This window comes from Streptomyces sp. YIM 130001, from assembly GCF_003574445.1.
In the GTDB taxonomy this organism is placed as follows: Bacteria; Actinomycetota; Actinomycetes; order Streptomycetales; family Streptomycetaceae; genus Streptomyces.
In genome coordinates this window covers 463,961-483,857 of the sequence record NZ_KZ984549.1, presented here as the reverse complement: position 1 = coordinate 483,857, position 19,897 = coordinate 463,961, and the positions used below count along the sequence as shown (strand labels likewise).

Genomic DNA, 19,897 nt, shown 5'->3' with positions numbered 1-19,897 from the left:
CGAGTGCGTCACCCGCCGAGAGCGACGCCTCCCGTACGGGCATCGCCACGTACCCGGCCCAGGCCCGCGCCGCGCCCTCACCGGCACACCCACCGTCGATCCGACGGGGCGGCCGTCGAGCACCTGGCCCGTACGTCAGGCACGGCAACGGGCACCGGGCCCGCCGACGCATGACGAACGGCCGGCCCCCGCCATGACAGGGACCGGCTGCCCGTTTCATCCAGGATCGCTCAGTACCGCAGCGCCGCCAGATGCGCATAGCTGTTGCGCGCCGTGGCGAACGGGTCCGCCGGACTGTCGTGCTCGACCAACCACTGCCGCACGCCGCCCACATGGGCGCAGCGGAACATCGCCGAGAAGTCCAGCACCCCGGAACCGACGTCGGCGAAGCCGCCGTCCGGAGCCATGTCCTTCACGTGCAGTGCCGGGAACCGGCCGGGCTCACGGACGAAGTACTGACCGGCGTCGGTGTCGCCCTTCGCCGCCCAGTACACGTCGAGTTCGAAGCCCACCAGTTCCGGGTCGGTCTCCCGCAGCAGAATGTCGTAGAGCACCTCGCCCTCGACCTCCGCATGGTCCGATCCGTGGTTGTGGAACAGGACCGGGCCGAGACCGGCCTCGCGCGAGGCGAGCCCGATCCGGTTGAACTCCCGTGCCGCCTCCCGGAATCCGGCCGGTGTGTGCATCGCTTCCGGCAGGCTCGGCACGACCGGCCACTCGGCGCCGAGGGTGTGCAGATCCTCCAGCGCCCCCGGCAGACCGGAACCGGTCAGGATGTCGTACCCCACATGCTCGAGCACCGCCCGCAGGCCGGTGGCGTCGAGCATGCCGCGGATGGCCGGGGCGTCGTGCCCGTGCCGGCCACTCACCCCGACCGTCGCGTAACCGATCTCGGCCAGCTGCTCCACGGTGCCGCGGAAGTCCTCCGCGAGCGGATCACGCATCGTGAACAGATGCATGCCGATGGCGTCGCGCGGGATGCGCCGCCGCCGGCCATGGCCCGCCGGCGTGTCCTGCGCGCCCACTTGGGCGTACGCCGCCGGGCTCAGGCCCGCCGCGACCGCGAGGCCCGCGGCCGTACGGAGGAACGCGCGTCTGGTTCTACGTGAACTCAACTCGTCCTCCTTTTCGGCCCACTTGGAGCCGCCAGTCCAGCAAGTACGCCGCACGCGAGTGCTTGTGACGCTGCGTCAGCATTCGCCCGTGCTACGGGAGTAGTCACTGCGACCAAGGCCGTCACTCCACCTTGACCCGGACCGACCCGGCCGTCGTGTCGCCCTTGTCGTCCGTCACGGTCAGCCGGGCGGTGTAGTCGCCCTTGCGGTCATAGGTGTGCTCGGCAGTGGCGCCCTCCTCGCCGTCGGGCTTCTTGTTGTCGCCGAAGTCCCAGTGGTACGAGGCCACTTCGCGCCCCTCGACGGGCTTCACCGTGCCGGTCAGCGCGACGGTCAGCGGGGCAGTCCCGTCGGCCGGCTCCGCCTTGACCGTCACCTCGGTGGACGGACTCTTCTCCACGCCCGGGCCATTGAAGTGCAGCCAGTCCAGGGAGAGCAGATCCTCCTTGTCCTCCGACCACTCGGAGTTGGTGAAGACGGCGTACAACTTGCCGCTGCCGCCCGGGTCTTCGAGGTCCGTGGTCGGTGAGACGAAGTTGCCCCAGCCTCCGGTGCTCGGCACGGACACCTTGCCGACCAGTGGCCCGTCCGGAGCGCCCGAACGGAACTCGACGTCGCCGCCGAGACCGCCCGAGGAGGCCCCCACGGTGACCGAATCCACGCCCTTCAGGTTCACCGGGTCGAACGACACCCAGTCGCCGTCCTCGATCTCGATCAGCCGCTTGCCGGCCGAGGCGTCGTCACGTGAACCCACCTCGACGCCGTCGTGCGCGCCTCCCGTCTGGGTGAAGTGCTCCGCCTCCCGGAACGAGGTCCGCAGCGTGAGCGAGGCAGAACCCGTCAGCGCGGGCACGCCGTCGGGGCCGCCCTCGTCCTCGTACTGCGCCGTGATCCCGTAGTACAGGTTCTGTCCCGGGCCGTGGCTGTCGCCGGCATCCGTGACGATCTCGCCCTCGCAGCCCTCGTAGTTGTCGAGCGGGTGCAGGTGCGAGTCGTGCCCGAGCTGCGACTGGACCACGACCTTCGTGCAGTCGATCTTGTCCGGGCCGCCGTCCTCCTTGTCGGTCACCTCGACCTTGAACGGAACGGTGTCACCGAAGCTGAACATGCCGCCGTTCGCCGGCGTCGTCACCTTCACCTCCGGTCTGGTGTTGCCGACGGTGATCTCCCGTACCGCGAGCGCCGACAGATCACCCGGGGCCGTGACCTTGAGACGGGCCGTGAACTGCCCGTCCTCCTCGTAGGTGTGCTTCGGGTTCGCCTCGGTGGAGTCGGTCTCGCCGTCCCCGTCGAGGTCCCACTCGTACGTCACCTCGGTGCCGTCCGGCAGGCCGGAGCCCTTGCTGGAGAACTCCACGTCCAGCGGACCCGTGCCGTTGTCCGGAGTCGCGGTGATCCGGGCATCCGGCAGACGGTCGTCACCGACGTAGTCGATGCGGTAGATGCCGGCCCCTTCGTTGCTGCCGCCGCGGCCGGTGCCGCTGCCGAGCCCGAAGTCGATGACGTAGAGCGCGCCGTCGGGGCCGAAGTCCGCGTCGAAGGGCTGGTTCCACTCCATGTCCGCGAACAGCGGGTTGATGGAGTGCAGATCGCCCGCCTTGGCGTCCGGGAAGCGCGGGTCGGTGAACGACTGGTCCTTCTGCTGGATCGAGAACGACTTGAAGTTCTGCCGCGTCAGCTCGTAGTTGAGCCACTTGCCGTCGTACGCCTCGGGGAACTTGGTGCGGTAGTCGTTCTCCGCGTCGTAGTCGTAGACCGGGCCGCCCATCGGACCGCCACCGCCGGTGCCGAGTTCGGGGAACTCCTTCGAGGCGGAGTAGGCGTACCAGACCAGGGCCGGCTTGGCCGCGGGCAGGTCGGTGAGCCCGGTGTTGTTCGGCGAATCGTTCTTCAACGCGTCGCACTTGAACTTCTCGCCCGATGTGCCGGTCGCGAAGTCGTAGTCGTTGAACGGGGTGTTGTCGCCGATGCAGTACGGCCAGCCGTAGTTGCCCGGCTCGGTGATGCGGTTGTACTCGACCGTCCCCTCGGGGCCGCGGTCCTCCTTGCCCTCCCGGGCGTCAGGGCCGTAGTCCCCCAGAAGCAGCGCGCCGGACTGTGGGTCGGTGGTGATGCGGAACGGATTGCGCAGGCCCATCGCGTAGATCTCGGGACGGGTCTTGTCGGTGCCCGGAGCGAAGAGGTTGCCCTCCGGAACGCTGTACGTGCCATCGTCCTTCGGCGTGATGCGCAGCACCTTGCCGCGCAGGTCGTTGGTGTTGCCCGCGGTGGCCTGCGCGTCCCAGGCGCGACGGCCCTCGCGCTCGTCGATCGGGGCGAAGCCGTCGGAGGCGAAGGGGTCGGTGTTGTCACCGGTCGCGATGTAGAGATCGCCGTCCTTGTCGAAGGCGATCGAGCCCGCCATGTGCGAATTGGCGCGCCCCTCGCCGCGGAACGTCGGCACCGCCATCAGCTGCTTCGCGCTGTCCGGGTCGACCTTGCCGTCCTTCTCGGTGAACCGCGAGAGATTGAGTTGGCTCTTCTCCTTGTCCGAATGCAGCAGATACAGCCGGTGGTTCTCCTTGAACTTCGGATCAAGTGCCAGCCCGAGCAGACCGTCCGACTGGTCCGTCATCTCCGGGGTGTACGCCAGGTCCAAGGCGGTGGTGACCTGGAGCGTCTCCTGGTCGATGATCTTCAGTTTGCCGGTCCGCTGGATGAAGAACACCCGCCGGTCGGGAGCGATCGCCAGCTCGAAGGGGTCGGCGAGATCCTCGGTCGCCAGCGGAGTGCGCTGGAACGAGCCGGTCTTGGAGGCGGTGCAGTCGCCCGTCTTGGCGCCGGCCGCCCACTCGATGCCGCCGAGAATGTGCTGGAGGAACGCCTCCTCGGCGAAGGCGGCCTCGTCGTGCCCGCCGGCCGTGTACCAGGAGCGGCCACCGTCGTAGTTCTGGCACCAGGACCACGGGTGGTCGACACCCTCGTCGAGTCCTTCGACGCCGTCGCGGACCTTGATCTGCGCGAGGGTGTGCACCTTGCCCGTCGGATTGGTGCGCCAGTTGTACCACTCCTCGTTCCGCTCCCAGAGCTGGGGCAGGCCCTTGGTGGAGGGGTGCGTCTGGTCGAGGACCTTGATCCGACCGGTCTGGGGTTCCGGATGCTTGTCGAAGATCGCGCCGACCAGGCCCTCGTACCATTCCCAGTCGCGCTCACTGGCGGCGGCCGAGTGCAGGCCGACCCAGCCTCCGCCCCCCTGGACGTAACCCTGCAGTGCCGCGCGCTGATCGGCATTGAGCAGGTCGCCGGACTCCGGGGTGGAGTTGGTGTTGTTGAAGACGATGGTCTGGAAACGGCCGAGGTTCTCGTCGGTGAACGCGGAGGCGTCGTCCGTGGCCTCCACCTCGAAACCGTTTTCTTTCCCGAGCTTCTCGATGGCCGCGATGCCCGCCGGGATCGAGGGGTGCTCGGAGTTCGTGGTCTTGGAGAAGACCAGCACCTTGAACGGCGCTGCGGCGGCCTTCGGGGGCGAGGAGAGTCCGAGACTCAGCAGTAGCCCTAACAGTGCCACCAGCACAATTACGGGTCTCGCACTGGTCGTTGGCCCGGATCTCGGGGCTCTTCGTGCAGTGCGCGTGCCACGTGCGGGACGTCCCATGGGCGCTCCCTGGTTAGGGGGTGGCTGTGGAAGACAAGCTAGAAAGCGCTTTCTGCAGTGCGTCGTTCAGCGTAGGTTTCCGGCCCGAGAGGGGTCAATGGGTCGGAAGCGTGCGGTGCACGCAAGGTCGGTGCGTGGTACGGGAGTTGGCATGCCGGCTCGAGCGCGTGTCGGGCGAGTGCGGGACCGCGGTCGGCCCGTGCGCGCGGCGCCGAGTGCGCGACCGCGGTCACTCCGTGCACGCATGTCCCGGCCGCAGCGGGGGAGACACTGGGCCACGGGACGCCCGGGCCGGCGACCGGCCCTGCCACCCCGGCCCCGGGCTCTCCCGGCACCGCCCGGCCCCACACACGGAGGAGAGCAATCCGATGACGTACACCGTCGGACAGGTGACGCCCGGCGACGGCGCGGGGATCGTCACGTACACCTGGCTGCCGGAGAGCGGCCGCCCACGCGCCCTCGTGCAGATCGCCCACGGCGCGGCCGAACACGGCCTGCGCTACGACCGGTTCGCCCGCCACCTCACCGCGCACGGCTACGGAGTCGTGGCCAGTGACCACCGCGGCCACGGCGCTACGGCCCCCTCCACCGGCGGCTACGGCGTCACCGGCGACGAGGACCGGGACAGCTGGCTCGCGATCGTGGCGGACCTGCGCCTGATCGGCGAGCGGGCGCGCGCCCTGCACCCCGGCGTTCCCCTGGTCCTCCTCGGCCACAGCCTCGGATCCATGCTCGCCCGTGACTACGCGCAGCAGCACTCCGACGAGCTCTCCGGCGTCATCCTCTCCGGCACCTTCCGCTCACTGCCGTCCGTCGAGACCGAGCAGTCCCTGGCCCGACTCGAGAACGAGATCGCCGAACGCGGCCGCGCCGCCCTCTCGGACTTCGTCCCGAACCTCTTCGGCACGTTCAACGACCCCTACCCGCACCGCACCGGCTTCGAATGGCTCTCTCGCGACGACGCGGAGGTCGACGCCTACGTCGCCGACGAACGCTGCGGCTTCCCCTTCTCCACGGGCCTTTCCCTCGACTGGGTCCGCGCGGTGCGCCGGATCAACGACCCCGCGAACCTGGCCAAGATCCCCGGCGACCTCCCGTTCCACATCGCCGTCGGCACGGAAGACCCGTGCAATCAGCGCATGACCCTCGTCCACGAACTCCTCGAGGACCTGCGCTACGCGGGCGTCACGGACCTGACCTGGAAGGGGTACGAGGGCGCCCGCCACGAGATCCTCAACGAGACCAACCGCGACGAGGTGCAGAACGACCTGACGGCCTGGCTGGATGCGCGGGTGTGAGAGGGCTTCTCGCTGGATCGGGTCCGGTGCAACTCCCGGCCCCGGTGCGGTGTTGGGGCAGGGGCGGAGGGAAGCGGCGTTCCGGCGCCGCTGTCAGTGCCGTGTTCTACCGTCGAACCATGGTCACCTCCGACGACGTCCGTGAGCTCGCGCTCTCCTTCCCCGCCACCACCGAGAAGATCGCCTGGTCGATGCCCACGTTCCGCGTCGCCGGCAAGATGTTCGCCACGCTGCCCGAGGACGAGACGTCGATAGCGGTGCGCTGCCCGAAGGAGGAGCGGGACGAGCTCGCACTCTCCGAGCCGGACAAGTTCTGGATCGCGGACCACGAGGCGATGTTCGCCTGGGTCAGAGTCCGCCTCGCCGCCCTGGACGACCGGGACGAGCTGCGCGACATCCTGGCCGACTCCTGGCGCCAGGCCGCCCCGTCCCGCCTCATCGAGGAGCATCCGAGCCTGGGATTGCCGGCCGCGGGGTGAGATCCGGGTGGTAGCTCGACGGCGGCACGGCGCCGTGGAGGGGGGGCGCGTCCGTGCACAGTGAGTGCGGACGGTGGCGCACAGGGTGCTGACCGGGGTGAGGTGATCAGGCCGCCGGTCACGGCTCGTCCGCCGTCCGCGTCCGGAACCGCTCCTTCGCGGGTGCCCCTGGCACGCGGGAAACGAGTTCACGACCACCGCCCCGAGTGCGGTATTGTTTCGGTGCGCGCTCGGCCGGGGGAAACCCCAGGTCATGCGGGCACCGGGACGTGGCGCAGCTTGGTAGCGCACTTGACTGGGGGTCAAGGGGTCGCAGGTTCAAATCCTGTCGTCCCGACGGTTACGTCGGATATTTCCGCAGCACAGGGCCATCTTCGGATGGCCCTGTCGGCGTTTTGGGGCTGGTCTGGGAGCGGCGTCAATGCGTGCTTGACCTGGGTCGTCGGAACGTGTGGGTCCCGTCGACGAATCGATCCCGGTCGGGGCCGCAGCGGTGGGCACGTGGTCGGTGGGACGACCCCTTGTCCGATTCTTCGTCAAGGGGTCGCCCCATTCGACGAGGCCTGGACGACCCCTTGACCGCGATCGTGCACGATCTCGTCGCACAGCCCCTCCAGATCTTGAACACGGCGGAAGGCGTTCGGGGAGGTGGGATCGGGTCTGAGTCGGGGGAGGGGGCGGCGTCCTGTGGGTGAACTCGACGGTGGGGAGCGGCCTGTTGAGGCAGTTGGGCGTTGCTGACGGATTCTGCTGGTGTGACGATGGGGTGATTCCCGGCTGTTTGGTGTGGGATGTTTACGCCCCTTCCGACAGGAACGGGACCCGGCGTGCAGGCCGAATCGTCTGCCCTCTCCATCTCTGAGCAGGCATTACATCCCCGTTTTCATGATCCATAAGGCTGTGGGGGGGGAAAATCGGCGGCGACATGCGCTCCTGGGGAGCCGTCGGGGGTAAGCCGTCCTCCGCATCGGCTTCGGCGGCCGCCTGGGGCTCGGCGCCCGCTCGACTGATCCACCGTCCCAGCGTGGCGAGGCCGCGCTGCCCGGCCTCGGGCAGGAAGTGGATGTATGCCCGCAGCGTAAACGCCGGGTCGCTGCGGCCGAGCCAAGCCGTGAGCTTCGCGATCGTCTTGCCGGCCTGAAGGACGATCGAGGCGAACGTGTGCAGTAGCACGTGGAACCTGTGCTCGCGCGGGTTGTCCCAATCGATGCTCTTTGAGGTTCGGGTGCCCTTGCCCTGCTTGACGGTGACTTTGGGCGTCGGGATCAATTTGGCCGTGACGAGCGCCCGCTTCAACTGCTCCTCGTCGAAGATGCTGGGGTTGAGGACGCGGCCACTGATGCCGCTCGTGCGCTGCGTCGTGACGAGTGGCCGCACGGTCAGCCGCGGCACGACCGCCGGGGGCTTGCGGCGGACGCGGGAGAGGGGCGAGCAAAGACATGCCCGACTGCACGCGCCAAATCATCAGAGTCGGCGGAAAGTCGGCGTTCGCGTCACCTATAGGCGGCAAGGGGCGCGACGCCCGTGCCCGCCGGATCTCGCCGAGGCCGTCAAAGCCCACACGGCGAAGTTCGATCCGGTCTACGTGACACTCCCCTGGGCCTACCCGGACCGACCCAACATCAAGTGGGAGGAATCGTGCACTATCCGAATCGGCTCACGAGGCCTTGCCGGCGGCCCAGTTGGCGGGTTTGGGAGAACTTGCCGAGAAAGCGGGAGCCTGGCTGGAGTGGCACCGCCGCACTGTCGTTCTCGACTGCGTGGAGCACCTCCATCAACGAGCCCGTTCCAATTGGGGGCAGGGATTTCGTTCCGGTGGTGAGCCTTTGGTGCCAGGGAGTCACGGTCGTCCCAGCGGTTCTGTGGTACGGAATTGGAGGGAGCGTTCGCTTGCGGACCAGGTCAGGGCGGTGCTCCGTGGACCTGTCAGATGGCTGGTCAATGGCGTCCCGCCAGGAACAGGGCGAGGGGGCCCGCGGGCAGGAGGAACCGACCGTCGGTAGCTGCCGTGATGGCGTCGTCGAGTGGCCACCAGGAGAGTTTGAAGTCCTGCTCGGTGTCGGTGAGGTGCTGTGGGCCGAGGGTGAGTGAGCGTGCCTCGTAGAGGTGGACGCGGGCTGTCGACCCGAGTGTGATCGCGTACGAGCCCAGGGGCCGCCAGACGTCGTGGGGACGCTGAGACATGACATGGCCACTCGGAGAACCTATTTCGGTCATCGTGTAGATCGGAGGCGCCGAGTTCCGTGTGGCGGGCTAACGAGACCTCTGACGAGCTCACTCCTGGGACCGGAGGGACGACGTTCAGCCCTCTGTCATCGCGTTGATGAGCATGGCTTCGATACGGAGTGGGCCTTCGGCACCCTGCGCTGCTCCCTACAAGGCGCCGTAACAGGCGCGGCATTCTCGCTCAGGGAGGTACTGGTCCAGCATCGCGAAGGTGGGTGGTTCGTGTACGCGAGGCGGTAGCTGGTATCCGAGGCCACCGCAGGTGATGTCGCGGATGGCTTCGTGGCCCCGGTGGGCTCGGTGCAGGATGCTGGCTCCGCTCGCGCCATATGAAGGGCCGCCGTCCGTACTTTCGCGGAGGGCCGGCCCTCGAAGCCTTGAGTCGGAGCCGAGTCATTTGTCGATGCGGTAGCGGCTCTGGGTGATGACGGCCTGGCGGATCTTGATGGTGAAGTCGGGGGTGCGGGCGATGCGGTCGACGCCACCGGCCTTGCTGTGGCGCAGGGCTGTCTTGAAGTTGATCTCCAAGGTGCCTGCCATGCGGTTCATAAGGGCATCGTTGAGGTGGTCCAAGTCGATGTTCATCAGGTCGCGTGTGGATGGCTGGCGCAGGCGCGTGAGTGTGTAGGCGGACATCGAGGCCAGCGGGTAGAGCCAGTTCTCCAAGGTTTCCCCGAGGAGCGGGCGGTCTTCGGTGTACTGGGTGAGGAAAGTGCGAAGTCGGCTGTGGACGTCGAGGCAAAGGCGGTAGATGTCCAGGTCGTGCCGAGTGGAGAAGATCTGGGCGTAATGCTGGTCATCCAGGAGCAGGGCGTCAGAGTGTCGGAGCGCCACGTGGGGCTCGCGGAGGGCGAAGGCTGTGAACTCTCGCGCCAGCCGAGCCATGCTGACGACGCGGGCCAGCGGAAAGCCGAGGTTGCGGTAGTAGCTGGCGCGGCGTTCGTAGTAGTAACCGCCGGCTTGGTGGAGGATTTCCTCGATGTCCTTTTGGATGGACTCGGTGGCACGCAAGGCTCCAGCGGGGAGTTGGGTCTGGCTGTTGGTGGCTCGGATGATGCGGTCGCGGGCGGTTCCGGACTCCGGCGCGACGACGATTTTCACGAGCAGGGAGCGGTCACGGTGCTGTCCGCCGCTCTGGACGTAACTGAAGATCTCGTGACTCGTCTGCAGGCCATTGACGATCTGCGGCTCTTTGATCACGATTCGCTTGCCTGCGATCTGAGCGGCGTCGGCGACTACGGTGACGCCGTTATTGAACCACCAGAAGTCCTCGCCAGTCCCGGACTTGAGGGTTTCTCCGATGGCATTGTTGACCACGGTCGATCCCGCGTAGTCGCGTACGTTGGACTCGAACAGCTCCAGCCGCAGGGCCTCGTTGTCCGAGGTGATGAACCGGTAGTACTCGTCCAGTCGTGCCAGGCACACGTACCCTTCGCCGAGCGAGGTGCTCATGGGTGTTTCGGTGAAGACGAGTTGGGCGACGGCTTTCGCCCCACGCGCTGTGCGCTCACGAAGAACCGGTGCGTTGAGGTATTCGATCTCGGCGATGGCGTCCGAGGTGATCTTTGCGAGCTCCCTGCGGAGTCGATCACCCTTGGATTTGACGTTGGGGTGTGGGCTCTCCGCCGCCTTGCTGGCGTAGATGACCTTGATGCGGACCTGTGGAAACGAGGAGGCCAGCTCCTCCAGCACGTGCAGGAACCGACGGGAGCGGTCCATCAGTTTGGCGTTGGTGTGGTCGACCAGGTCATCTTCTTCTCGTCCCATGTCGAGCAGTGTGGGCAAGTGAAAGTGGAGCTTCTCGATCACCGTTTCCTGGTATCCGGAGGTGTTCTTTGCCTGGAGGATCACTAGCTCAATCTTGCTGGCACGGGACGGCAGATACTGATGAGCATCGGCACTGATGTAACGCTCGTCGACAAAGGCCCAGATGCCGTCGATACCACAGTCGTGGGCGCCGTCGACGATCCCGTCTGTGATCTCGTCGTTGTCCAGATCCCAGTCCTGCAGGGCCTTGTCAGCGGCGAAGAACGTGAAGAAGTCGTCCCTGCTCTTGTCGGGCGCGAGCTTGCGATGCTGGTCCTCCAGGATTCGGTCGAGCAACCGCTGATCGTTGTTCTGGACAGACATGCAGCACCCCGATGCGTAGGAACGTAGACCGAAGATGTTGGCAGTGGTCGCCGTGGATGAATACCCCGTGTAATAAGCCAAGTTGGGGCGCGCTGGGGGCAAAGGGGCGCAGGTTCAAACTCTGCCGTACCGACGATTAGGCAACGCAGGTCGGAGGCCGTTCTCTCATCCACGAGAGGGCGGCCCTTCGCGTGGTCGGTGGCGCGGTGGTCGCAATGCGGTCGCATGCCCGAGCTGGGGCCCTGAGCAATGGATCCGGTCCGGCCACATCACATCGCCTATGTCGTACGGCAGTTAGCCTGTACTGCGGCGGCATTCCCTCTGGCGACGTTGGCTGATTTGGCGTTGTTGTCGTCGTTGGATGGTCACGGAGAAGCTCCGGACATGGTGAACAGGTGCCGGGCGGCGACCGGCGACGGAACCCTCTGCAAGAACCGAGTCAAGGCGTCGGGTCTGCGCTGTCACCGACATAGGGGGCTCCCGGAAGGGGCAGGCGGCGGCAGGCGGAAGACCGCACGCGGATCCGCGCCCCGGCGTCGCGTTCCGCCCCAGCGCCGCACGGTCGTCGGGTCGACATCTCGGACCAGTCGTGCGCCCGCCAGGCCGCAGGCACCGCGGCTACCTCCCGAGCCCTCGCCGCGGCAGAGCCAGGCGGAAGAGCTCGCAGCCTTCTGCGTGGATGCCCTCGAGGACGGCGGAGCCGCGGCGATCGAGGCCAGGGCCGCCGCATACGTGTCAAACGAGACCTGGAACGCACTGGTAAGAAGACACCGGGGGCGAGGTTGCCGCGACCTCGCCCGCCTGGCCAGGAACATCCTCAAGGGGAAGGACCTGTTGCACGCAGCGGTCGGACGCGCGGCCGGGGGGCTGCTCGGATGGCTCGGAAGTCCACCGATCAGCCGTATCTTCGCTCAGGAACTTGCCTCCAGGATGCCCCTCCCGGTGGACGCGCAGCTGACGGCAGCGGCCCGTGGGTTGCAGATCGCCGGCATCGTCATCTGCCTGACTGGTAACCGTGAACCGGCGGTATGCGCGTGCCTGCGGGATGTCCTGAAGTCTGAGGGCCCGGAGCAGATCAAGAAGCTCATCGAGGGGGCTGCGGTGGACTGGCTAGAGCTGCCAGGGCGGGTGCCGGCGTTCGGTTCAGGGGAATGAACTGCGCTTCGTCATGGTCAGTAGTGCGGCGGGAGGCCACCGCCCCACTCCTGACTGAAGATTCGGCGATCACCGCCGGAAAGAGGGACTAGCCGGCCGGGATGCACGACGCATCGGGGAGTGCGAACAGCGCATACTGGACCCAAGCGCGCGGAGCCATCGCAACAGGTCTCAGCCGCTGCGCACCGCCCGCAGCGTCTCTTCATCTCTCGGGATTGGCAACGACCGCATCGCTGGGGGTCAATGGGTCGCAGGTTCAAATCCTGTCGTCCCGACGGTTACGTCGGATACTTTCGCAGCTGATGGGTCATCTTCGGGTGGCCCATTCGCCGGGCGCCTCGGGCACATTGAGCTACCAGCCGGAGCACGAAGACCTGCGCTTCAAGCTCCCGCCTGCCGGTGACGATCGAGAGTTCACCGGTCCAGCCGCAGCGAAACTGCGCATCTCGTCCGCCACGACCGACGCTGATCTCTTCTCGAGCCTGAGGCTCTACGACCCGCAGGGCGCCGAGGTTACGTTCATCGGGTCCAACGATCCGAAGGTGCCGATCGCGTTGGGATGGCTGCGTGCCTCCCACCGGCGACTCGACATCGACAGCTCCGAACCCTATCGACCGGTGCACAGCCACGACGCCATCGAGCCGCTCGTCCCCGGCTAGCACGTCGACGTCGACATCGAGATCTGGCCGACGAGCATCGTGGTCCCGGCCGGCTATGTCCTCGAGCTGGGCATTGGTGGTCGCGACTACAGCAACCAAGGCACGGCGACCGAGAACGCGATGTACCCGACGACGGGCGTCGGCCCTTTCATCCACACCGACCCGGAGGATCGTCCGGCGGAGATCTTCGGCGGCACGGTCACCCTGCACTTCGGTCCCGATGCGAAGTTGTCCCTGCTGCTCCCGGCGATCCCCGCTCCGTGAGCAGTCGTCGGGCCGGATCTGCGCGCAGAGCGAATGGCGGGCGAAAGGAACCGACGAGGTGGACAGCTACCGCCGGCGACGCAGATCTGTGGGCCCGGAGCGCCAGCCGACGGTCAGGGTCAGGCGCCGGCCGGAGCGCGTCTGCCTCCGGTCAGTCCGACCTTCGCCGCGTGCCCGCGTCGGGTGCTGTGCCCAGAACTCGGCGTGGTGTGATCCCGCTGTCCATGAGCTTGAGTGTGCCGTCGCGGCACAGTGTTGACTCAGACCATGGCTGATCAACATCGCTACGCAGTGTCGGGCGCTGTCGTGACCGGCCGACCGAGACCTGCGCGAGGTCGTGGCCGGGACGCCGATGGCCGAGGCGTCGTGACGTTGGACGTGCCTCGGACCAAGCCCTTATCGCTCTGATGGGAGCACTCGTATGGGTATCACTTGGGATGAGTACCGGGAGCACGACGCTGTCGGGCTGGCCGAGTTGGTGAAGTCGGGGGCGGTGAGCCCGGGTGAACTGCTCGAGGCGGCGATTGCGCGTGCCGACGCCGTCGAGCCGACGATCAATGCGATCAGCCACCGACTCGACGACGTTGCCCTCGCCCGCGCTCGCAGCCCGCTGTCCGGGCTGTTCGCCGGCGTCCCATTCTTGATCAAAGACTTGAGTCAGCACCTCGCCGGAATCCCCACCGGCAGTGGGAATCGATCGCTGGCACGCTTCCCGCGCCCGGAGACGTCCACGGTGGTACAGCGTTGGCTCGACGACGGGCTGGTCGTGTTCGGCCGGACCGCGACCCCCGAATTCGGCGCCCGCGCGATAACTGAACCCGTCGTGGGTGGCCCGACCCGCAACCCCTGGGACCCGTCGCGGACGCCCGGTGGCAGCTCCGGCGGGTCCGCGGCGGCGGTCGCGGCCGGAGTCGTCCCGGTCGCGGGCGGGAACGACGGCGGGGGATCCATCCGGATTCCGGCGGCGGCCTGTGGACTGTTCGGGCTCAAGCCGGGGCGTGGCGTCGTCCCGTCCGGGCCGGAGGTCGACGAGGTCTTCCACGGCACCGCCGTGCAGGGCGTGCTGTCGCGCACGGTCCGTGACTCCGCCGCGATGCTCGACGTGCTGGCCGGGCCCGCACCGGAGGGCCCGTACCGGGTGGCGCCGGCGCAGCGCCCCTACGCCGCGACCGTCGTGGACGACCCGCGCCCGCTGCGGATCGGGCTGAGCACGGTGTCCCCGCTTGGCGGACCGGTTGATCCGCAGGTCGCCGCCGCAGTCAGGGAGGCGGGGGATCTACTCACCGGGCTCGGACACGTCGTGGAGGAATCTGCCCCGGCCATCGACGGGAAGCGCCTGGCAACCGACTTCCTCACGACCTGGTTCGCGATGGTCGCCGCCGAGGTCACGGCCGCACGGGAGTTCACCGGCTGCGCCGAGGACGACTTCGAGATCGAAACCCGGATGATGGCTGCGATCGGCCGCAACCTTTCGGCGCCGAGATATCTGGCCACGCAGTCCCGCTGGCACCAGCACACCCGAGCGCTGGCCCGGTTCCACGAGCGCTACGACATGCTGCTCACCCCGACCACCGCCCGGCCGGCGTGGCCGATCGGCGAGTTCGATCTCGCCTTGCCGGTCCGGCTCGCCGCACGGGGGCTGCTGGCTGCCCGGATCGGCGGTGTGCTGGGGCGGATGAACCTCGTCGAGAAACTGGCCGTCGCGAACCTCGAGCCCGCGCCCTTCACTCAGCTGGCGAACGTGACCGGACGCCCGGCGTCGTCGGTGCCGCTCTATCGGACGTCGAGTGGGATGCCGCTCGGCATCCAGTTCGTCGGGCGTCCGGGTTCGGAGCCCGAGCTGCTGGCACTGGCCGCGCAACTGGAGCGGGCGCGGCCGTGGGCGCATCTCTGACCGTCGTTGCCCGATTCGCCGTCCGCGGCCTGACGTCTGTGGGGACAATTTCACCTATGACTACCGTATTCTCACGCATTATCGCTGGCGAGCTGCCCGGACGCTTCGTCTGGCAGGATCCGGAAATCGTCGCTTTTCTGTCCATCGCTCCCTTGCGGCCCGGTCACACTCTTGTCGTGCCGCGGCGTGAGGTCGACCGGTGGACGGACGCTGACGGGGCCCTTCTGACGCGCTGCTTCGAGGTGGCCCAGGCCGTGGGGCAAGGGGTGCAGCGGGCTTGGAACGCTCCGCGCGCCGGCCTCGTCATCGCAGGCTTTGAGGTACCGCATTTGCATATACATGTCGCGCCGGTCTGGGATATGTCCGACTTTGACTTCAGTAAAGCCAAGCAGGAGGAGGACCAGTCAGCTTTGGCTGAAGCAGCAGCGAAGCTCCGTACCGCGCTGCTGGAACTCGATTATGAACAGGCACTGGACGTTGGCCCCGGAGTGTGAACCGGAACTCGCGCGACCGCGCACAGGCTCAGCTGCCGCGAGCCGGAAGCCGATCAGCACCAGCCCGGTCCCGATCGTGATGCCGATCATGAGCGGCAGGGGGAGGACTTGACTGTGCCGTAGCGGCACAGTGTTGGCTGAGGACCATGAGCTGGAGTACTCGGGAGATCGCAGAGCTTGCCGGCACCAGCCTGCGGGCGGTGCGGTACTACCACGAGGTCGGACTGTTGGAGGAGCCCGGGCGCCGCGCCAACGGCTACAAGCAGTACGGCGTGCCGCACCTGGTCCGCCTGCTGCGGGTCAAGCGCCTGGTCGATCTCGGGTTCTCGCTGAACCAGATCGCGGAGACGGTGGACGAGGCTGAGCACCCCGGGCGGGCACTGCGCACGCTCGACGCGGAGCTGGCCGCGACCATCGAGCGGCTGCAGCGAGCCCGGCTCGAACTCGCGACACTGATCGAGCAGCGCGCCCCGGCCGACCTGCCTGCGGAACTCACTCCCGGCGAAGCGACGGTGCTGTCCGAGACCGACCGCTCGCTCCTGCTGGTCATGACCCGGTTGATGCACGGGGAGCAGCTGCAAGCCTACGGTGCACTGGTGCGCAATCTGCCTGCTCACCCGATCAACCGGGAGTTCGACGAACTCGCCGCCGACGCAGGCGAGCACATCCGCCAAGACCTCGTGGAGCGGATGGTGCCCTACCTGCGCCGGCTGCGGCAGGACCACCCGGACCTGCCCGATCTGTACGCCGAAGCCTCGAAGGGGAAGAAATTCGTTCGAGAGACCATGGCGACGATCCTGCGTGAGCTGTACAACCCGGCGCAGCTCGATGTTCTGCACCGGGCCCACGTGATCGTGGACGAGTCCACACAGCTCCGACCGGGGCGGAACGCCGCCGAACTTCGTTGACCGCGCCGGTCTCCTGCTCCATGCCGGGTTCCTTCCCGGCCCGAACGGGAAGCCGACGGTGTACGTCGCGCGGAGCCGGTCGAGGGACATCGACGTCGGGGCGCCGGGAACGGGCCGGTGCGTGCCCTGGCCGGACTCGGTACACCCGTGCTGGCCGAGGTTGGATCGCCCCCGGGTCCGCAGCGTCGGCCGCGACGGATGCCATGTTCCCACCCGCGCGGATGGGCGCGATTCGCCCGCGCATCGTCCGGAGCGTCTCCGGCTCCATGCCGACCGTCCTAGGGCATGTCCGGAAAGTCCTGCACGGGACTCACGGCGCCTGGCACGCACTGTCGGCGCACCGCCCGAAAGTCCAAGTACGTCCGGTACGAGGACTTCCGGCCGTCGCACCGAGAGCACGCACCGGACACCGCGAGCACCGCACACGACTTTCCGGACACACCCTCGGGCGCTCCTTCTGGATCATCTCGCGGACCAGATGAGGATGCCTGCGGTGTGGAGTGCGGCGAGGTAGACGGCTGCGGTCTTGTCGGATCGCGTGGCCAGGCCGCGCCGTCGTCCGCGCCGGTTGAACAGCGCTCGAGGGTGTTGTGCTGCTTGTCGGCGTCGCAGTCGAAGGCGGGCGGTTTTCCCCAGAGGTGACCGCGGCGCTTGCGGTGGCAGCCTGATCCGCAGGGTGTGGAATCACTGGATACCTCGTCGGCGCACATGTTCGCGGATAGCGCGGGAGGAATACGCCTTGTCCGCGAGGGCGGCGTGATGCGGGCCGTCCGACTGGCCAGGGAACCCGGAAACGGCTCATGACCGGTGCCGGCCTGGCCGGCTGTGAGCTGGATGGCCAATGGCCGGCAACGGCTGTCGGCGGCGGACAGGTTGACATTGGTGGTCGCCCACGGCGCCCCCGGTGGCCGTGCGGAAGGCGTCCGCGATGAAGGCGAAACCCTCGTCCCCGAGCTTCCGCGGATCGGTGCCGTCGTGAAGGCCGGCTCCGACGTACTCGTTGATGACTCGAAGGGCCGCCGTGGCGTGCGGACGCGCCTAACGGCCTTCGGGCTGTGTCCGAGGCGAGTCGCGATGACCGCGGGCAGTCCGTGTTCCACCTGTTCGCAGTCCATCAGCCAGGTCGTGTACAGGGCCGGTTCGGCCTCGGCCGATCGAATCATCTTGACGCCCGGCCCCGGCCCAGCGTCGGCCTGCTCCGACGGGCGGCGTACGCGACATCGCAGCGGGCCGGCCAAGGAGGGCTGCATGACGAGCGGCACGATGCACCTCCGGCGCAGCATCCGAGTCCGGGCCTCGCCCGCACCGAGGGCCCGGTCGTCAGGGGGCGGGTGTGAGGCCGGCCCGGAGGATGTCGAGGTAGTTGTCTATTGCGGTCCCCTGCCGCTCCGCCGGGTGCTCGCTGACGGCGTGGATCAGGCCGCACAGGAGCTTGAGCAGGTTTTCGCCGGTGAGGGCAGGGGCAGGGCGGATGCGTGCGAGCAGGCCGGAGGTGACCTCGACCAGCTCTCCCTTGGCCCGGTGCAGAGACTCTGTCTCGTCGGACCCGGTGATCAGAACGTCGGTGAGGCCCGGTCGTGCCAAAGCGGTCAGCAGCGCTGTGCGCAGGAAGTCGACGAGGGCGTTGGCGGGATCGGGATGTGCGCCCGCTGCGACCGCCGCATCGATGAGCTCTCGGACCGCTTCCTCCAGGACGGACTCCCGCATGGTCCGCTGCGTGGGATAGACCCGATAAACCGTCCCGACCCCTACGCCCGCCCGGCGCGCGAGCTCGTTGAGGGTGAGCGCAGTCTCCCCGCCGATGACGGCGTCGCGAGCCTCATCGAAGATCCTCTGCCTGTTGCGTGCGGCATCCGACCTCATGATCCCTCCTCCGCAGAAGCCGATGTGGATAACCTATCAGGCTGCTGTTACGGTGAAATGGATAGCTAATCCACTTCGCCTCGGCAGGAGCGGTCATGACCGTTGTGTTCATCCACGGAGTACCCGAGACGCCTTCCCTCTGGAACGACCTCCGGGAGCGGATCGACCGCCCCGCCACGACCCTGCGGCTGCCCGGATTCGGCAGCCCTCGCCCGACTCGCCTGGACGGCAAGGAGGCATACGCCGGCTGGCTGGCGAGGGAGCTGCGTGCCCTCGGTGAGCCCGTCGATCTCGTGGGCCACGACTGGGGCGCGCACCTGGTGATGCGGATCGTCTCCGCCTACGACGTTCCGGTACGCAGCTGGGTGTCCGACGTCGCACACGGCTGGCATCCCGACTATCAGTGGCACGAGGCGGCCACCCTCTTCCAGAGGAACCCGGAGGGCGAGGAGCTGCTCGCGTCGCTGCGCACCCAGGCCCCCGGCAGCCCTGGTTTCGGCGACTTCCTCCGCCCCCGGGGGATGAGCGCCGAACTGGCGGCAGAAGTCGACACCGTCCATGACGAGGAGATGAGCAAGGCCATCCTGACGCTCTACCGCTCGGCCTGGCCCAACTTCCACGCCGACTGGGGCAAGGACTTCGACCGCCCCGCGCAGGCGCCGGGGCTCGTCCTGATCCCGACCGGCGATCCGATGGCACAGCCCGCGATGGACCGGGACGTGGCCGCGCGAACCGGAGCACAGGCAGTGGAACTGGACGACCTCACCCACTATTGGATGCTCCAGGACCCGGATCGGGGCGCGGAGGTACTCAACCGATTCTGGGGCTCCCGGCCCGTATGACATCGGACGACAGCTCGGTCCGTGACGGAGCGAGACTTCGACGCCAGTCGCTAACGCATACCTGAGCAGCAGAAACCGCACATGGGGTTCGGAAAGAGAATGATCTCTGACCGCGAAGTCTCATGACGAGCCGCCGACGGAGTCGGTGGCTCGTCTTCGTGCGGTGGGCCGAGGTGGGGTAGGCCGGGGGCCGGGTGTCGTCTCGGGTGGGTGCCGGGTTCCACTGCTTCGACTGGAGGGGGTCTTGCTCAGGGGCGGGTGGATTCGTCGGTCAGCCGGGGTGCGGAAGGAGGGCGAGCTGGTCCAGGGCGGGGAGGTGCGATTGAAGTCCCGACATCTTGAAGTCGCAGGTCATCGGGGTGGCGTGATCGTTCGGGAGGGCGGGTGCTCGTGCTGGTTGTGGGCAGCCTGGCGCCTCGATCGCCGGGCGGCGGTCGAGGCCGGTCTGGCCGTTTCCAGGTCGCGGAGGCGTAGTCGCGGAGGTGTACGGGTTCGTAGGTCCGAGGGGTGACGGAGACCGACGAGAACACCGAATGCGTCGCGGCTCGTCGGGTTGAACTCGCCGACGAGCAGAAGCTCCTGGCCGAGCGACTCGATGCGGTCCGCACCGAGCGCGAGGAACTCGCGGTGGCCATGCGCGTGTGGGGGTGGATCACGCCCAACTGGACGCGGAGAAGCCCTCGTCGCAGGCGAAGACGGCGCAGGTGGGCTGGCAGAGTGCTACTGGTGCCACACCGCGAGGCGGGCCGGGGAGGACGTCCTGCCGCCGGATTGCGGCCGATGAAGATCGTGCGGAATGCGTTGGTCCGGTCGGGGCGAGGACGTCGGTGTCGAGTTGGGCCTTGACGTCGAGGTGACGGGTCGGCTGGAGCCCCTGCGCAGCAAGTTGAGCAAGCTCGCCGGGCGGGGCCGGCTGCGCAAACTGCCCGATGGACG

Annotated in this window: 15 protein-coding genes, 1 tRNA gene and 1 pseudogene; 10 read left to right on the top strand and 7 right to left on the bottom strand. The window is 67.7% G+C overall.

What is annotated here, in order from left to right; translation table 11 throughout:
* Window positions 1-230: 230 nt before the first annotated feature.
* Window positions 231-1,025, bottom strand: a complete 795-nt coding sequence (locus tag DSC45_RS05345) for a sugar phosphate isomerase/epimerase family protein (protein WP_240434485.1) — start codon at window positions 1,023-1,025, stop codon at window positions 231-233.
* 211 nt (window positions 1,026-1,236) lie between these two features.
* Window positions 1,237-4,749 carry a ThuA domain-containing protein gene (locus tag DSC45_RS05340; RefSeq protein ID WP_119287541.1) on the bottom strand — a complete coding sequence of 1,171 codons (3,513 nt, stop codon included), beginning with the start codon at window positions 4,747-4,749 and terminating at the stop codon, window positions 1,237-1,239.
* A 368-nt stretch (window positions 4,750-5,117) separates the two neighbouring features.
* Between DSC45_RS05340 and DSC45_RS05335 the strand changes: the two genes are divergently transcribed.
* From DSC45_RS05335 to DSC45_RS05325, 3 genes are all read left to right on the top strand, one after another.
* Window positions 5,118-6,047, top strand: a complete 930-nt coding sequence (locus DSC45_RS05335; protein ID WP_119287539.1) for an alpha/beta fold hydrolase — start codon at window positions 5,118-5,120, stop codon at window positions 6,045-6,047.
* A 119-nt stretch (window positions 6,048-6,166) separates the two neighbouring features.
* Entirely contained in the window at window positions 6,167-6,526 is a 360-nt protein-coding gene (locus tag DSC45_RS05330; RefSeq protein ID WP_119287538.1) for an MmcQ/YjbR family DNA-binding protein, read from the top strand.
* A 263-nt stretch (window positions 6,527-6,789) separates the two neighbouring features.
* Window positions 6,790-6,863 (top strand) — tRNA-Pro (locus DSC45_RS05325).
* 458 nt (window positions 6,864-7,321) lie between these two features.
* Here the strand turns inward: DSC45_RS05325 and DSC45_RS05320 are convergent.
* The 3 genes from DSC45_RS05320 to DSC45_RS05310 form a co-directional block, all read right to left on the bottom strand.
* Window positions 7,322-7,918: a site-specific integrase gene (locus DSC45_RS05320; RefSeq protein WP_119287536.1), complete on the bottom strand. Its 597-nt coding sequence runs from the start codon at window positions 7,916-7,918 to the stop codon at window positions 7,322-7,324.
* Between the two features lie 546 nt (window positions 7,919-8,464).
* Window positions 8,465-8,710, bottom strand: coding sequence for an NUDIX hydrolase (locus tag DSC45_RS05315; protein WP_119287534.1), 246 nt, complete (start codon window positions 8,708-8,710; stop codon window positions 8,465-8,467).
* Window positions 8,711-9,145: 435 nt separating this feature from the next.
* Window positions 9,146-10,882, bottom strand: coding sequence for an AIPR family protein (locus DSC45_RS05310; protein ID WP_119287532.1), 1,737 nt, complete (start codon window positions 10,880-10,882; stop codon window positions 9,146-9,148).
* Window positions 10,883-11,824: 942 nt separating this feature from the next.
* Between DSC45_RS05310 and DSC45_RS35650 the strand changes: the two genes are divergently transcribed.
* From DSC45_RS35650 to DSC45_RS05280, 6 genes are all read left to right on the top strand, one after another.
* Window positions 11,825-12,037 (top strand): hypothetical protein, encoded by a 213-nt coding sequence (locus tag DSC45_RS35650; RefSeq protein ID WP_162929136.1) that lies wholly within the window; start codon window positions 11,825-11,827, stop codon window positions 12,035-12,037.
* A gap of 302 nt (window positions 12,038-12,339) precedes the next feature.
* Window positions 12,340-12,696, top strand: coding sequence for a CocE/NonD family hydrolase C-terminal non-catalytic domain-containing protein (locus DSC45_RS35645; protein ID WP_162929135.1), 357 nt, complete (start codon window positions 12,340-12,342; stop codon window positions 12,694-12,696).
* Between the two features lie 39 nt (window positions 12,697-12,735).
* Entirely contained in the window at window positions 12,736-12,960 is a 225-nt protein-coding gene (locus tag DSC45_RS05295; RefSeq protein ID WP_119287526.1) for a hypothetical protein, read from the top strand.
* 421 nt (window positions 12,961-13,381) lie between these two features.
* A complete protein-coding gene (locus DSC45_RS05290) occupies window positions 13,382-14,854 on the top strand; it encodes an amidase (RefSeq protein WP_240434472.1) in 1,473 nt (490 codons plus the stop codon).
* 56 nt (window positions 14,855-14,910) lie between these two features.
* Window positions 14,911-15,348, top strand: a complete 438-nt coding sequence (locus tag DSC45_RS05285) for an HIT family protein (RefSeq protein WP_119287524.1) — start codon at window positions 14,911-14,913, stop codon at window positions 15,346-15,348.
* Window positions 15,349-15,494: 146 nt separating this feature from the next.
* Complete coding sequence (locus DSC45_RS05280) at window positions 15,495-16,256, top strand: helix-turn-helix domain-containing protein (protein ID WP_119287522.1); 762 nt, start codon at window positions 15,495-15,497, stop codon at window positions 16,254-16,256.
* 462 nt (window positions 16,257-16,718) lie between these two features.
* Here DSC45_RS05280 and DSC45_RS36245 read toward each other — a convergent pair.
* Window positions 16,719-17,143 (bottom strand): annotated as a pseudogene (locus tag DSC45_RS36245) (IS5/IS1182 family transposase); the annotation flags it as partial.
* Window positions 17,144-17,576: 433 nt separating this feature from the next.
* The gene (locus DSC45_RS05265; RefSeq protein WP_119287520.1) at window positions 17,577-18,119 is read right to left on the bottom strand and encodes a TetR/AcrR family transcriptional regulator; all 543 of its coding nucleotides are present in this window, start codon (window positions 18,117-18,119) and stop codon (window positions 17,577-17,579) included.
* Between the two features lie 95 nt (window positions 18,120-18,214).
* On the opposite strand from DSC45_RS05265, the gene DSC45_RS05260 reads away from it, so the two are divergent.
* On the top strand, window positions 18,215-18,961 hold the full coding sequence (locus DSC45_RS05260; RefSeq protein WP_119287519.1) for an alpha/beta fold hydrolase: 747 nt from the start codon (window positions 18,215-18,217) through the stop codon (window positions 18,959-18,961).
* Window positions 18,962-19,897 lie beyond the last annotated feature (936 nt).

Coding starts and splice junctions, on each gene's coding strand:
- DSC45_RS05340 (WP_119287541.1), bottom strand. CDS start 4,749: ATGGGACGTCCCGCACGTGGCACGCGCACTGCACGAAGAGCCCCGAGA.
- DSC45_RS05335 (WP_119287539.1), top strand. CDS start 5,118: ATGACGTACACCGTCGGACAGGTGACGCCCGGCGACGGCGCGGGGATC.
- DSC45_RS05330 (WP_119287538.1), top strand. CDS start 6,167: ATGGTCACCTCCGACGACGTCCGTGAGCTCGCGCTCTCCTTCCCCGCC.
- DSC45_RS05315 (WP_119287534.1), bottom strand. CDS start 8,710: ATGTCTCAGCGTCCCCACGACGTCTGGCGGCCCCTGGGCTCGTACGCG.
- DSC45_RS05310 (WP_119287532.1), bottom strand. CDS start 10,882: ATGTCTGTCCAGAACAACGATCAGCGGTTGCTCGACCGAATCCTGGAG.
- DSC45_RS35645 (WP_162929135.1), top strand. CDS start 12,340: ATGGGTCATCTTCGGGTGGCCCATTCGCCGGGCGCCTCGGGCACATTG.
- DSC45_RS05290 (WP_240434472.1), top strand. CDS start 13,382: ATGGGTATCACTTGGGATGAGTACCGGGAGCACGACGCTGTCGGGCTG.
- DSC45_RS05285 (WP_119287524.1), top strand. CDS start 14,911: ATGACTACCGTATTCTCACGCATTATCGCTGGCGAGCTGCCCGGACGC.
- DSC45_RS05280 (WP_119287522.1), top strand. CDS start 15,495: ATGAGCTGGAGTACTCGGGAGATCGCAGAGCTTGCCGGCACCAGCCTG.
- DSC45_RS05265 (WP_119287520.1), bottom strand. CDS start 18,119: ATGAGGTCGGATGCCGCACGCAACAGGCAGAGGATCTTCGATGAGGCT.
- DSC45_RS05260 (WP_119287519.1), top strand. CDS start 18,215: ATGACCGTTGTGTTCATCCACGGAGTACCCGAGACGCCTTCCCTCTGG.